The organism is Arthrobacter sp. StoSoilB20 (assembly GCF_019977295.1).
Classification (GTDB): Bacteria; Actinomycetota; Actinomycetes; order Actinomycetales; family Micrococcaceae; genus Arthrobacter; species Arthrobacter nicotinovorans_A.
Map to the genome: position 1 here is coordinate 48668 of NZ_AP024651.1, position 13792 is coordinate 62459.

Consider the following 13792-nt stretch of genomic DNA (forward strand, 5'->3'; position numbering starts at 1 on the left):
CACGATTGCCGAAAAATAGGATCGCTGGATTGTTGAACAATCCAGCAGATTGGTGCATGCTGGATGTAACGCACATCACGAGGCAGGGATCACATCATGGCAACCATCGATCTGAACAGCGACGTCGGAGAGTCTTTCGGGCGCTGGACGCTCGGCGATGATGCTGCCATGTTCGCCTCCGTCTCCAGCGCCAACGTTGCGTGCGGCTTCCACGCCGGCGATCCCAGTGTCATCCGCAGCACCTGCGAAAATGCGGCCAAGGCCGGCGTCGCTATTGGTGCCCACGTTGGCTACCGCGATCTCGCTGGATTCGGTCGCCGCTTCATGGACATCGATCCTGTTGAACTGGCTGATGACGTGGTCTACCAAATTGGTGCGCTGCAGGCGCTTGCCGCCACCGCTGGTGCCCGCGTCCAGTACGTCAAGCCGCATGGTGGCCTCTACAACGCCATCGTCAAGAACACGGCCCAGGCGCGTGCCGTGGTGGATGCTGTTAAGTCGGTGGACCCCAACCTCCCGATTCTCGGCCTCCCGGGCTCCGAAGTGCTGCGTCTCGCTGAAGAAGCAGGACTTCGTGGCGTTGCTGAGGCTTTTGCGGACCGTGCCTACAACCCGGACGGAACACTCGTGGCACGCTCACAAGCCGGCGCGGTTCTCCATGACCCCGCAGAAGTGGCTGAACACGTGTTGCGCATGGCCACCGAACAATCCGTCAAGACCCGTGACGGTTCCATCCTGAAAATCCGCGCGGAGAGCATCTGCGTGCATGGTGACTCACCCGGAGCCGTGGCAATGGCTACCGCCGTGAAGTCCGCTCTGGGCGAGGCCGGCGTTACCGTCGGCTCGTTCCTCTAACTGCAACAAGACTCTGCATCACATCCCTCATCCCCCCGGAGGAAATCATGACCAGCACCAACAAGGCAGCCAGGGCCGTGACAAGGAAGCCACCGGCCGGCGCCATCAAGGCGTACATCGCCAGCCTCACCGGCACCTCGCTTGAGTACTACGACTTCGCCATCTACTCGGTGGCTTCGGCCCTCGTGTTCCCTAAGATCTTCTTCCCGGGCAACGACGAATTCGTTGCGCTCATCCTGTCCTTCTCCACCTTCGCAGTTGGCTACTTTGCGCGTCCGATCGGTGGCGTCATCTTTGGCCGGCTCGGCGACAAGATCGGCCGCAAATACGTCCTGGTCTTCACCTTGCTGCTGATCGGCGCAGCCACAGTCCTCATCGGAGCCTTGCCCGATTACTCCGTGATTGGCCTGGCGGCCCCGATCATCCTTGTGTTGTTGCGCCTCGCGCAGGGCATCGGAGTCGGCGGCGAGTGGGGTGGCGCCGTACTGCTCTCGAGTGAGTTCGGCGACCCCAACAGGCGCGGCTTCTGGTCGTCGGCGGCGCAGATTGGCCCGCCGGCAGGAAACCTGATGGCCAACGGCGTCCTCGCCATTCTTGCGGCTTCGCTCAGCGACCAGGCCTTCCTCTCCTGGGGCTGGCGTGTGGCATTCCTCTCCTCGGCAGTGCTGGTGGTCTTTGGCTTGCTGATCCGCCTGAAGCTGGAGGAAACCCCAGTGTTCAAGGCCATCCAAGCCCAGGGAGACCGTCCCAAGGCTCCCATCAAAGAAGTCTTCACCACCCAGCCCCGGGCGCTGATTGCTGCCTCGCTATCCCGCATCTGCCCCGACATCCTCTACTCGCTGTTCACTGTGTTCGTGGCCGTCTACGCCACCAAGGAACTGGGAATGACCACGGGCAACGTGCTGTCCGCCATCCTGATCGGCTCGGCCTTCCAGCTCTTCCTGATCCCGCTTGCCGGCGCCCTGACGGACCGCTTCAACCGTCGCTGGGTCTACGGCATCGCTGCCGCTGCAACCGCGGCCTACATCCCGGTATTCTTCCTGATGATTCAAGGAAAGTCCGTTGGAATGCTGATCCTGGGCGCTGTTATCGGCCTGGCGCTCCACGCCTTCATGTACGGTCCGCAGGCTGCCTTCATCACCGAGCAATTCCCGGCAAGGCTTCGTTACGCCGGCAGCTCGCTGGCATACACCCTGGCCGGCGTCATCGGCGGCGGATTCGCCCCGGTGATCTTCACCCTCCTTTACGGAGGAGGAACCGGTGGCTGGTACCTGATTGCCGTTTACATCCTCCTCGCTGCCATTGTCACGATCGTTGGCATGCTCCTCGGCCGCGACCCGAAGCCGGAAGAAGACGTCCGGCTCATGCAGGGGACGCACGCCCAGCCGGCGGCGTAACGAACAATGGGAACCGTGATGCACACAGCCACAGCCAAGAGGGTTCGCTCCGTCAGGCCCGTGGGCACCCGTGCCGTGCTGGCGGAACTGGACGGACTCCCGGACGTCCTTGCCTTGCAGGACATGCTCAACAAGTCCCCGCTGCCGGGACAAGTGGACGTTCTGGCCGCCGCAGAAACTGTCATGGTGGTGGGTGAGTCCGCAGCGGCCACCCGGGCAATCGGCGCACGGTTGCTGGAGCTGGAGCTCATTGCGCCGGACGTGACCGATTCCGGGCTGGTGGTCATCGATACCGTGTACGACGGCGAGGACCTGGCGGATGTCGCGGTGCTCACCGGCCTGAGCGTGGAGGGCGTCATAGCCGCCCATACGGGCCAGATCTGGACTGTTGCCTTTGCAGGCTTCGCGCCGGGGTTCGGCTACATGGTGGGCGAAAATGAGGTCCTCACGGTTCCACGACGCTCTTCCCCCAGGACGGCTGTGCCGGCCGGATCCGTAGCTCTCGGCGGACAGTATTCCGCGGTCTACCCCCGCCGGTCTCCGGGTGGTTGGCAGCTCATTGGACGCACCGGTTCAAGGATGTGGGACCTGGACCGGGCACAACCGGCCCTTGTCCGGCCAGGTGACCGGGTCCAGTACCGGGCCGTCCGCGAGGTTGTCACGGCTGCTGAATCCCCAGCGCGCGAACCCGACAAGGAAGACCATGCTGAGCCCGGCCTGCGGATACTGAACCCAGGCGCGCAGAGCCTTATCCAGGATCTCGGCCGCCGAGGCTATGGTCCCCTCGGTGTCTCGGCTGCGGGCGCCCTGGACAGGGCCTCGTTGCGTCGGGCCAACCGGCTGGTCGGGAACGCCGCTTCAGCTGCGGCCATCGAATCGGTCAACGGCGGGCTGGCACTGGAAGCTGTTGGCGATCAGGTGATTGCTGTGACCGGTGCGCCGACGACGCTGACCATCGAGTCGCCGTCGTGGGTTGAGGACGAAGAGCCGGACGACGCCGGCGCCCAGCCGGGTGCGACGCGGACCGTTCCCATGGCCGCTCCTTTCGCATTGCTCGACGGCGAAATCCTCACCGTGGGCACTCCGGAAGCGGGGTTCCGGAACTACACCGCGATCCGTGGCGGTGTGGATGTCCCAAAGGTTCTGGGCAGCCGGTCCGCGGACACCATGAGCGGGATCGGACCCGCCCCACTGACCATCCGGCAGGTCCTTGCTGTGGGGGACGAAACGGCTTCCACAGCGGTGGGAAGCCCCGAACTCCAGCCGGATTTCCCGGACCTCCGGGGAACGGGAGTCACTGTGCTCGATGTCATTCCCGGGCCGCGGGCGGATTGGTTCGGCGCCGATGCCCTGGATTCGCTCTGCAATCAGGAATGGCTGGTGACACCGCAGTCCAACAGGGTGGGCATGCGCCTGGACGGAACGCCGTTGCAGCGCACGCGGGATGGCGAACTGCCCAGTGAAGGAACCATGGCCGGAGCCCTCCAGATCCCACCGGCCGGATTGCCGGTGCTCTTCCTGGCGGACCACCCCATCACGGGCGGATACCCGGTGATTGGCGTGGTGCGTGACGAACACCTTGACCTCGCCGCGCAGGTTCCCATCGGCGGAAGGATCCGCTTCCGCCTCGTCCCGGATTCCCCGGATTTCACCACCAACAAGTCCCCAGAAAAGTGAGTATTTGATGCGCAAGGTCCTGATCGCGAACCGTGGCGAAATAGCAGTCCGCGTCGCCAGAGCCTGCGATGACGCAGGCATACAGTCTGTCGCCGTCTACGCGGACATCGACGCCGATGCCATGCATGCCGGTGCTGCCGACGAAGCCTACAGCCTGGTGGGAAACTCGCCGGCTGAAACGTATTTGAACATGGGGAAACTCCTCGATATCGCAGCGCAGTCCGGTGCGGACGCCGTCCACCCCGGATATGGCTTCCTGTCCGAAAATGCGGACTTCGCGCAGGCGGTACTCGACGCCGGCCTCGAGTGGATCGGCCCCTCACCGGAGTCCATCCGCTTGCTGGGTAACAAGATCACGGCACGGGAGATTGCCGTCCGCGCGGGCGCACCCATGGTTGCCGGCAGCGACGGCCCTGTTTCGTCGGCTGCGGAGGCCCGTGCTTTCGCTGAGCAGCACGGACTTCCCCTCGCCATCAAAGCCGCATTTGGCGGCGGTGGCCGCGGGCTGAAGGTGGTCCGGGAGCTCGGCGAAGTTGAGGAAGCGTTCGATTCCGCTGTCCGTGAAGCTGTTGCCGCCTTTGGCCGAGGCGAGTGCTTCGTGGAGCAGTACCTTGACCGGCCGCGGCACGTGGAAGCACAGATCATCGCAGACAAACTCGGGAACGTCGTTGTAGTGGGCACCCGCGATTGCTCGTTGCAGCGGCGCCACCAGAAGCTGGTGGAGGAGGCTCCCGCCCCGTTCCTCAGTGACGTGCAGCGGCAGCAAATCTACGACGGCGCCAAGGCAATTGTCCGCGAAGCCGGCTATTACGGTGCCGGAACGGTGGAGTTCCTTGTCTCGGCCGACGGTGCCGTGGCCTTCCTTGAGGTGAACACACGGCTCCAGGTTGAGCACCCCATTACGGAGGAAACCGCAGGTATCGACCTGGTGCAGGAGCAGTTCCGCATCGCCGCCGGCCTGCCGCTGAGCGTCCTGGAAGATCCTGTGGCGCGGGGCCACTCCTTCGAGTTCCGCATCAATGCCGAGGACGTCGGCCGCGGATTCCTTCCCTCACCAGGCACCGTCGCCCTCTTCGAGGCACCTACCGGTCCGGGCATCCGCCTGGATACCGGAGTCCGTTCCGGATCGTTCGTGGCGCCCCAGTTCGACTCGCTGCTGGCCAAGCTGATCGTGACGGGCGCTGACCGCCAACAGGCACTCCGCCGTGCACGCCGGGCACTTGCCGAAATCAACATCACCGGCCTGGCGACCGTTTTGCCGTTCCACCGCGCAGTCCTGGAGTCCGAGGACTTCACCTCCGTTGCCGGGATGCGGGTCCACACCCGCTGGATAGAGACGGACTTCGCAGACCAGATCCCGGTGGATCCGGAGTTCAAAGTGATGGCCCCGGAGGGTGAGCGCAGAACCATCACCGTGGATGTCGACGGAAAACGCCTCGCTGTGGGGCTCCCGGCTGACCTCCTGGATGGTTGGGCCCGCTCCGGACAGGGTGTTCCGGCCTTTTCACCATCGACCGATACGCCGGGTTCTGTCATCGGCACAGGTGACTCCCCGGCCGAATCAGCCCTCGTCTCCAGCATGGCCGGAACAGTAGTGAAGTGGCTCGTCGAACCCGGCGAAGAGGTATCCGCCGGTGACCCTTTGGTGGTGCTGGAGGCCATGAAGATGGAAACCCAGGTCCCCGCCCACCGCACAGGAACGCTCTCGGAAGTCGTGTCCGCGCCAGGAGGCGTGGTTACTGCCGGCGCCGTGTTGGCGCACATCTCCTAAACCCGCCAACCACGTTGACAACCCTTTCCCGTTGCAGTCAGCGAGGGGAACAGAGGGTTGGCAACGTGGGTGGGGGCTAGGACTTAACGGCTACGCCCAGCACGCTGTCCAGGAGCTCGTTGCGGAACTTCCCCGAGGGATCGTGGGCCTGCACCAGGGCCCGGAAGTCTTCGAACCGCGGGTACAGTGCGGCAAAGTCGTACTGGCCGGGCGTGAACAGCTTGCCCCAGTGGGGCCGGGCACCGAACGGGCGCAGGGCTTCCTCGAGCTCGGGCAGCACTGCTTCCACCTCTTGCTGCACGGGTTTCCACGTGAAGTGCAGCGCTACGCTTTGCTGCTGGTAGAAGGGGCTGAGCCAGAATTCATCAGCTGCAATGGTCCGGACTTCCGAGATGAACAGGAGCGGGGCCAGTTTGTGGGCGAGGGCCCGGACGGCCTGCAGGGCAGCCGGTGCCTGGTCGAGTGGCAAAAGGAATTCGCTCTGAAGTTCTTCTCCGTTGCTCGGAGTGAACTCGTGGCGGAAGTGCGGCAAGCGGTCGAGCCACTTCCCAGCCACGTCCAGCTGTTCCGTGCAGTTTTCGGCCGACATGTCCGGCAATGGGTGCATGGCCGTCGTCGCAGCTGTTGCCCCGAACAAATCAGGCAGGGGAGCTTCGGAGTCCAGCGCCTTGAGCCAAACCTGGGGGATGGTGTCGCCGGTGTAGTTCGTGAAGAAGCTGACGCTGTACGCGCTGGAAGCAATGGCCTGGAAGTTCGCCAAAGCGCCATCCCAGGACAGCCCGGTAAGCACGCGCTGCCGGACCTCAAAGCTCGGCCGGACTGCCAGTTCCAGTCCCGTGACAATGCCCAAGGCTCCCATGCCCACAACACTGGCGAGGAATTCGTCGTCGTCCGCGGTCAGGGTCACCAGCTCGCCGGAGGCGCGCACCAGGTCAATACTGACGACGGCGGCAGCCAAGGAGGGGTTGTTGACTCCACTGCCGTGCGTGCCGGTTTGGATGGCACCCGCAACGGAGATGTGGGGGAGCGAGGCCAGGTTGTGGATGGCGTAGCCCTGTTCCTCGAGCGCGCGGCCCAGGGCGCCGTAGCTGATGCCACCGCTGACTTTCACCGTGCCCTTGGCGGTGTCCAAAACGACCTCCTGGGGAAGGGCATCGAGGAGGAGGTGGGTGCCGTCAGTATCGGCAACGGTGTTGAAGGAGTGCCGGGAACCAAGGGCCTTGATCTGCGTTGCCTTGGCTACCAGCCCGCACAGCTGCTCCACGGTTGTGGGCCGCTGGACGTCCGCAGACGAGTACTCAAGATTTCCTGCCCAGTTCTTCATCGAAAGATCTCCCGCTCGTATTTGTAGGCTCCCGCAATTGTTAACGTTCTCAACTAATTGCGTCAAGGGGAGTCCACGCCGGTTGCGGCTAGAGTTCAAGAGATTGGCCGTCTACCAGGAGTCACAACGTGAGCAAGGGATCCAAGCCCACCATCCGGGACGTAGCGATGGCGGCGGATGTATCGCTGACAACAGTTTCCTACGTTCTCTCCGGCCGTCACGGCGGCACCACCCGGATCAGCCAGCCCACGCAGGACAGGGTTCTGGCCGCGGTCAAAGAACTCGGGTATGTGCCCAACCAAGCTGCCCGCGGGATGCGTCGCGGCAAGACGGATGTGGTGGCGGTGGCCATTGGAAACCTGGACTGGCCGTGGGACCGGGCCCTCGCAACAGCCGCAGCCCGGATTCTCCCCGGGCACGGTTACCAGCCGGTCATCCTCCTGGGCGACGACTGGAGGAAGTTCATGATGTCCGGCGGCGCCGACGGCGTCATCATCGGCTACTTCCCGGAAGCGCGCTCCGAGGATGAAACAGTGACCGAATTGGCCCGCCGCGGGGTTGCGCAAGTGGTGATCTCCGGAACCATGAAGCCCGCCGGGTTCGATGTCCTGGCTCCCGAATCCGACGAAGGGCTGGCGGAGTGCATGGAATATCTCACTGCAAACCACAGTCAGATCGCCTGCATCCGCAGGGCCGCTCCGGATGGCCGGCCCAAAAGCCGGTTCAATGCTTACGCAGCCGGACTGAAGAAAGCAGGCATACCCCTGGATGAGTCCTTGGTCAGGACATCGCAGCATCAGCCGGCCACCGCGTACCAGTCGGCTTTGCAGCTGCTCCAACTTCCGGACCGGCCCACGGCCATCTTCTGCACAGACGACATGGAGGCTTTGCAAGCCATTCGCGCCGCCTACCGCCTCGGTCTACGGGTCCCGGAGGACGTCCAAATCGTGGGAGTGGGAAACTCTACCGAAGGCCAGGAATATGATCCGGCGCTGACCACCGTGGGTCCGGAGCCGATGTTCGAGCAAGTAGTCAGGATGCTGCTTGACCGCTTGGCGGGCACCACCCCGGCGGAGGGCATCCGGGTGGCATCGCCGTGGAAGCTGCACCACCGCGGCACCACGCAGTCTTAGGAGCTAGTCCTTCAGGGGCCGGCGTGCCAGCCAGGCTGCCACGATCGCCCCCGAGATGTTGTGCCAGAGCGAGAACACTGCGGATGGCAGGGCAGCCAGGGGACTGAAGTGTGCGGTGGCCAGGGTCGCGGCCAAGCCGGAGTTCTGCATGCCAACCTCAAAGGCGAGGGCCCGGCGTGCCTTGTCATCCAGCCTGCCCAGCTTGCCCGCCAAGTACCCAAGGCCCAGGCCGAATCCGTTGTGGAGGACTACTGCGAGGAAAACGATCCCGCCGGCAGCCACGATCTTGCTGGCACTGCCCGCCACGACGATCGCCACGATCAGTGAAATCACGACGGCGGAGGCCCAAGGAAGTGCCGGAAGGACCTTCGCGACGAGCTTCGAAAGGAACAGCCGGGCCAACAGTCCGGCGATCACGGGCAGCAAGACGGTCTTCACGATGTCCATCACCATGGCCCCGGCGTCAATGTGCAGGAAGGAGCCTGCCAGGAAAAGCGTCAGTGCGGGCGTCACGATGGGCGCGATCAAGGTGGAAACCGAGGCAACGGCCACGGACAGCGCCACATCGCCCTTGGCCAGGAATGCCATGACGTTGGACGCAGTGCCGGACGGGGCGCAGCCGACGAGGATCAGGCCGACGGCCAGTTCCGGCGGCAACTGCAGGAGCACTGCAATGAGCCAGCCGGCACCGGGCATGATGACGTAGTGGGCAATAATGCCCAGCGCCACAGCCCACGGGCGCCGTGCTACCGAGGCGAAGTCGGGCGGGGTCAGCGTGAGGCCCATGCAGAACATGATGACGCCCAGCAGGTAGGGAACCGCGACGCCCATCGGTTTGAAGAGGTCCGGAAGCAGGAAGCCAAGCACGCCTGCAACCACTACCAAAATGGGGAATACGGTAACGGCAATGCGTGCAATCCGGGCTTCCGCAGCAAGTGCGGGGTTGGCAGGGGTAGCGGCTTCTTCGGTTTTCGACGGGGAATTGGTTGCCTCAAGCATTCATCCATGCTCACATTCACCCCGGCGGCCCCGCGACTTCGTGACATTCGTCGGAGCGTATATGTCACTTGGTTGGGGTCAGGAGTTGAGCTTCCCCGCGAGGCGCTCGCGCATCCGAATACTGGCCTCGTTGAGCCCGATGAACTCCACTTCCCGCCCATGATTCCGGTACTTCTCGGTCACTGAATCCAGCACCGCCACCGTGGAGGCATCCCAGATGTGTGAACCATGGAGATCGATGATCACCCGATCTATGCCTTCTGAGGAATCTTTCGCATAGTCGAACTGCGTGTACAGATCGTTGGACGAGGCAAAGAAGAGTTCGCCGTCCACGGTGTACGTTGCAACATGCTCGCCGTTGAGCTCCAGTTCGGTCCGCTCCACCGTGGCGAAGTGGGCTACCCGCCTCGCGAACAGCACCATGGCGGTCAGGACGCCGACGCCGACACCCACCGCCAGGTTGTGCGTCGCCACCACCGCAGCGACGGTGATGAGCATGACGGCGGTTTCAGACTTCGGCAGTCGCTTGAGCGTGGAGGGCAGGATGGAGTGCCAATCGAAGGTAATCAGCGAAACGAAGATCATCACCGCCACCAGGGCCGCCATGGGAATCATGCCCACAACATCGCCTAGGACAACCACCAGCACCAGCAGGAACACGCCGGCCAGGAAGGTCGAGAGGCGGCTTCGAGCCCCTGAGCCCTTGACGTTGATCATGGTCTGGCCGATCACTGCACACCCGCCCAGGCCACCAAGGAAACCGGTGACGATGTTCGCGGCACCTTGGCCCCAGGACACCCGTGTCTTGTTGGAACGCGTATCCGTGATGTCGTCCACCAACTTGGCCGTCATCAGCGATTCCAGCAAGCCCACCAGTGCCATGGACAGCGCGAAGGGAGCAATGATCTGGAAGGTTTCCAGGTTAAGGGGCACGTTGGGAAGGAAGAACCCGGGCAGGCTGTCCGGGAGTTCGCCTTTGTCGCTGACGGTGGGAACGTCGATGCCACCCAGTACGGTCACCAGCGTGATGGCCACGATCGCCACCAGCGGCGCAGGAATGGCGGTAGTGATGCGGGGCAGTCCGAACACGATCACCAGGCCCACGATGACAATGGGATAGACCATCCACGGCACGTTGAAGAGCTCGGGCATCTGGGACATGAACACCAGGATTGCCAGGGCGTTGACGAACCCGATCATCACGGATCGGGGGATGAAGCGCATCAGTTTCGTGACACCCAGGACCGCCAGGATGATCTGGAAAACGCCAGCCAGGATGATCGTGGCAATCAAGTAGTCGAGCCCGTGTTCCTTCATCACCGGGGCGATCACCAAGGCCACGGCACCGGTGGCCGCGGAAATCATGGCGGGACGGCCGCCAACCAAGGCCGTGACCACGCCCATGGTGAATGATGCGAAGAGGCCAATACGCGGATCCACCCCGGCAATCACGGAGAACGCAATGGCTTCGGGGATCAAAGCCAGGGCCACAACGAGCCCCGCGAGGGATTCAGTCAGGAGGCGGCGGGGCGAGCGGAACGTCGCCCGCAGTGACATGAGTTGCTCGGGAGTCATGGGTCCTTACAGTGCAGTTGTCCTAGAGCGCAGTCTGGCGGTAGCGCTCAATCTGCTTAAGGCGCCGCTGGAGGCTGTCGCGCCGCGGGTGCGGGACGACGTCGGGCGCCTCAGCGGTGAGATCGATGTGTCCGGTTCCGTACTGCCACAGCAGGAGGTCATCCAAAAGGCGGTCCGGGCCTGGGGAATAGCGATGGTCCAGGGCCTTGCGGACCTCGGTGATCCGGTTGGCGCTGAGCAGTCCGGCGAGCTCCACGGTCTTGGTCAGTCCGTGGGCGGCAAGCAGTTCGGCAGCCCATCCCCAGTCATCATCAACTTTACGGTCAACGTGAGGAAGGAGCGTACGCCAGACGTCACGGACCCTGTTGGGCGTCAGCGGTGAGCCGCCCTCACCCTCAAGGTCCCAGTAGCCGCGGACTTCCTCGTACCGCTCGTGAAGATCGGCGAAGGCGCTCTCCACCGTTTCCAGCATGGCCGCCGTGGCCGTGAACTGGCGGTCGAAATGCGGGGTCCAGGCGCGCGGGTCTTCGGCCTTGAAACGGATGTCGTGCTCGATCTCGCTCCACGCGTGCGCAAAGACGGTGCGGATCTGGCATTCGAAGAAGTAGCTGCCGTTGGCGGGCATTTCCGGGTTGAAGACGTGCTGGTACTCCTTGACGGCCTCGTTCTGGATGGTGCGCAGAATGAGGTGGCGGCTGGAATAACCATAGGTTCCGGACTCGATTGAACCGATGTCCTTCTCCCGGTCTCCACGGCAATCAAAAAGTTGCCGCTGGCGCTTGATGATGTTGGCAACGGCAGCGTTTTCGGCCGGCAACTTGGTGATCACGCGGATGCCCACCATGTCGTTCAAGGTGCGGAAAGGATCCGGGAACTTCAGCAACCGTGGCCCGCCCGGCTCCAGGGGATCGTCCGTCCGGGAAATCTTTTCCCGGAATGACTCCACCGTCTTGGTCCGACCCGTGACGAACAAAGGCGTGACCTCGGCGTCGTTCAGCATGTCCCTCAAGGTCAGCAGGACATCACGCGTAACCCGCTTCAAAGCTGGGCGGACACGCTCATAGAGCGCCACGTTCGCCTCTACCGCGTCGCGCTGTTCCTGGTCCAGGCTGTCCCAATTGCTTGCCATGCCCCCAGCTTACGGTGCGGGTCCGACACTGAACCGAGCCACTCGCCGTCGGGGTGCCTCTAGCCAAACCAGTGAATCGTCACGATAGGCTCAGTACAAAGGAGGGCGCAATGTTGCGGCACAAGTACAGCTACGGCGAACACCCCAGCCAATGGGGCGAACTCTTCATACCTGAACCGTCCAACGGAAACCATCGTGGCGCGTCTGCGGTTGCCGGTGGAATCGCTGTTGTGATCCATGGCGGTTATTGGCGCTCACAGTACGGCGCTGAGCTCGGCGAGCCCCTCGCGCGGGATCTGGCAGCGCACGGCATCACTGCTTGGAACCTCGAATATCGGCGGGCCGGTAACGGTGGTGGTTGGCCCCATACTTTCGAGGACATCCTGGCCGGCATCGACCACCTGTCCACCATTGCCGGCGACCACAACCTCCAGCTCGGCAAAGTGGTGGCCCTGGGTCACTCTGCCGGCGGCCATTTGGCTGTTTGGGCTGCTGGCCGGCAGCGGCTCTCGGACATCGGAACGCCCGACGCCGATCGCCAGCTCCAGCGCAGCCCGGAGGACAACGCCGTGCACCTGACCGGCGTCGTCAGTCAGTCCGGCCTCCTGAACCTCGCCGCCGCGGAGAAGCTGAACCTCAGCAACGGCGCCGTATGCAACCTGATGGGCGGCGATTCCGCCAGATACCCCAAACGGCATAAGTATGCGGATCCCATGAGTTCGCTGCCGCTGGATGTCCCCGTATATGCCGTTCACGCCACGGATGACGAGGACGTTCCCGCCAGCCAGTCCGAGGCATATGTTGCTGCGGCTACGGCTGCTGGAAGCGCAGCCCAGTTGCTTCGCGTACCCGGCGACCACTTCGACCTGATTGACCCAAAAGCCGTGGCATATAAGAAGTGCCGCGAATTGGTGCAACGGCTGCTCTCGTAATTGTTGGTCGGGCGCTGCCGACCTCTGGCAGAGTTGTCCCATGCTGACAGTCATTGGTGAGGCCCTTGTTGATGTGGTGCAACGTCCGTCCGGGATTGAGGCGCACGTTGGCGGCAGTCCGCTGAACGTGGCTGTCGGCTTGGCGCGCCTGGACCACCCTGTGCAGTTCATCGGCCGCTACGGCAAGGACGCCTACGGGGATTCCATTGCTGCGCATTTGCGCTCGAGTTCGGTCATGGTGCCGCTTCCGCCCGACGGAAAGCCCACCAGCGTGGCCACAGCGCAGATCGACGACGACGGCGCCGCCACCTACGTTTTCGACCTCGCCTGGGAATTGCCCGGACTCGCCGCGCGGTTGCCGCTGATGCTCCAGGGTGCCACTTTGCTGCATACAGGTTCGATCGCCACCGCTTTGGAGCCTGGCGCAGCGGAGGTGCTTGCCGCCGTCGAGTATGCCCACCCGAACAGCACCATCAGCTTCGATCCCAACTGCCGTCCGAGCATCATTACGGACGTTGAATACGCACGGACCCAGGCCGAGCGCTTCGTGGTGCTGTCCGACGTCGTGAAGGCCTCGGATGAGGACCTTGAATGGCTCTACCCCGGTGTTGACCCGGTGGAATCCGCACGCCGCTGGCTGACGTTGGGCGGCTCGGAAGGCCCGGCTTTGGTAGTGGTCACGCGGGGTTCGCAGGGTCCCTGGGGTGTGACCAGGGCAGGGGAGGCGCAGGTTGCCGCCCCGTCCGTGAACGTGGTGGACACCGTGGGTGCGGGGGACTCATTCATGGCCGGCCTGTTGTCCGCGATTGTGGACCACGGGCTGGATGGCGCGCAGAACCGCGCAGAGCTCCGGGCGATGCCTGCAGAAACCTTGGAAGCCATCATGGATCAGGCCACGCGGGCCGCTGCAGTTACGGTGTCACGGGCAGGCGCAAACCCGCCCACGCGCGCCGAGCTTAACCACGGTGTGGCATAGACGAGGCATAAACGCGGCGGCCGA

The 13792-nt window shown here is 63.6% G+C and carries 11 protein-coding genes; 7 read left to right on the forward strand and 4 right to left on the reverse strand.

Annotation, left to right across the window (positions count from 1 at the left end; genetic code table 11):
* The first annotated feature begins 96 nt into the window (after nucleotides 1-96).
* Genes LDN85_RS00245 through LDN85_RS00260 form a run of 4 tightly spaced genes read left to right on the forward strand, consistent with a single transcriptional unit; the run spans nucleotide 97 to nucleotide 5700 of the window.
* Nucleotides 97-855: a 5-oxoprolinase subunit PxpA gene (locus LDN85_RS00245; protein WP_223944289.1), complete on the forward strand. Its 759-nt coding sequence runs from the start codon at nucleotides 97-99 to the stop codon at nucleotides 853-855.
* 47 nt (nucleotides 856-902) lie between these two features.
* Nucleotides 903-2252 carry an MFS transporter gene (locus tag LDN85_RS00250; protein WP_026547236.1) on the forward strand — a complete coding sequence of 450 codons (1350 nt, stop codon included), beginning with the start codon at nucleotides 903-905 and terminating at the stop codon, nucleotides 2250-2252.
* A 6-nt stretch (nucleotides 2253-2258) separates the two neighbouring features.
* Nucleotides 2259-3929 carry a 5-oxoprolinase/urea amidolyase family protein gene (locus LDN85_RS00255; RefSeq protein WP_223944290.1) on the forward strand — a complete coding sequence of 557 codons (1671 nt, stop codon included), beginning with the start codon at nucleotides 2259-2261 and terminating at the stop codon, nucleotides 3927-3929.
* Between the two features lie 7 nt (nucleotides 3930-3936).
* Nucleotides 3937-5700, forward strand: a complete 1764-nt coding sequence (locus LDN85_RS00260; RefSeq protein WP_223944291.1) for a biotin carboxylase N-terminal domain-containing protein — start codon at nucleotides 3937-3939, stop codon at nucleotides 5698-5700.
* Nucleotides 5701-5776: 76 nt separating this feature from the next.
* Here the strand turns inward: LDN85_RS00260 and LDN85_RS00265 are convergent, their stop codons facing one another.
* The gene (locus tag LDN85_RS00265; RefSeq protein ID WP_223944292.1) at nucleotides 5777-7024 is read right to left on the reverse strand and encodes a D-arabinono-1,4-lactone oxidase; all 1248 of its coding nucleotides are present in this window, start codon (nucleotides 7022-7024) and stop codon (nucleotides 5777-5779) included.
* A 128-nt stretch (nucleotides 7025-7152) separates the two neighbouring features.
* Between LDN85_RS00265 and LDN85_RS00270 the strand changes: the two genes are divergently transcribed.
* A complete protein-coding gene (locus LDN85_RS00270; protein WP_223944293.1) occupies nucleotides 7153-8157 on the forward strand; it encodes a LacI family DNA-binding transcriptional regulator in 1005 nt (334 codons plus the stop codon).
* Nucleotides 8158-8160: 3 nt separating this feature from the next.
* Here the strand turns inward: LDN85_RS00270 and LDN85_RS00275 are convergent, their stop codons facing one another.
* The 3 genes from LDN85_RS00275 to LDN85_RS00285 form a co-directional block, all read right to left on the reverse strand.
* Nucleotides 8161-9156, reverse strand: a complete 996-nt coding sequence (locus LDN85_RS00275; RefSeq protein WP_223944294.1) for a bile acid:sodium symporter family protein — start codon at nucleotides 9154-9156, stop codon at nucleotides 8161-8163.
* A 78-nt stretch (nucleotides 9157-9234) separates the two neighbouring features.
* Nucleotides 9235-10731, reverse strand: a complete 1497-nt coding sequence (locus LDN85_RS00280) for a SulP family inorganic anion transporter (protein ID WP_026540963.1) — start codon at nucleotides 10729-10731, stop codon at nucleotides 9235-9237.
* A gap of 22 nt (nucleotides 10732-10753) precedes the next feature.
* Nucleotides 10754-11860 carry a RelA/SpoT domain-containing protein gene (locus LDN85_RS00285; RefSeq protein WP_026540962.1) on the reverse strand — a complete coding sequence of 369 codons (1107 nt, stop codon included), beginning with the start codon at nucleotides 11858-11860 and terminating at the stop codon, nucleotides 10754-10756.
* Nucleotides 11861-11970: 110 nt separating this feature from the next.
* Between LDN85_RS00285 and LDN85_RS00290 the strand changes: the two genes are divergently transcribed.
* Together LDN85_RS00290 and LDN85_RS00295 are read left to right on the forward strand one after the other, a co-directional pair.
* Nucleotides 11971-12792: an alpha/beta hydrolase gene (locus LDN85_RS00290; protein ID WP_026540961.1), complete on the forward strand. Its 822-nt coding sequence runs from the start codon at nucleotides 11971-11973 to the stop codon at nucleotides 12790-12792.
* Between the two features lie 40 nt (nucleotides 12793-12832).
* Nucleotides 12833-13768: a carbohydrate kinase gene (locus LDN85_RS00295; RefSeq protein WP_223944295.1), complete on the forward strand. Its 936-nt coding sequence runs from the start codon at nucleotides 12833-12835 to the stop codon at nucleotides 13766-13768.
* Nucleotides 13769-13792: the final 24 nt, after the last annotated feature.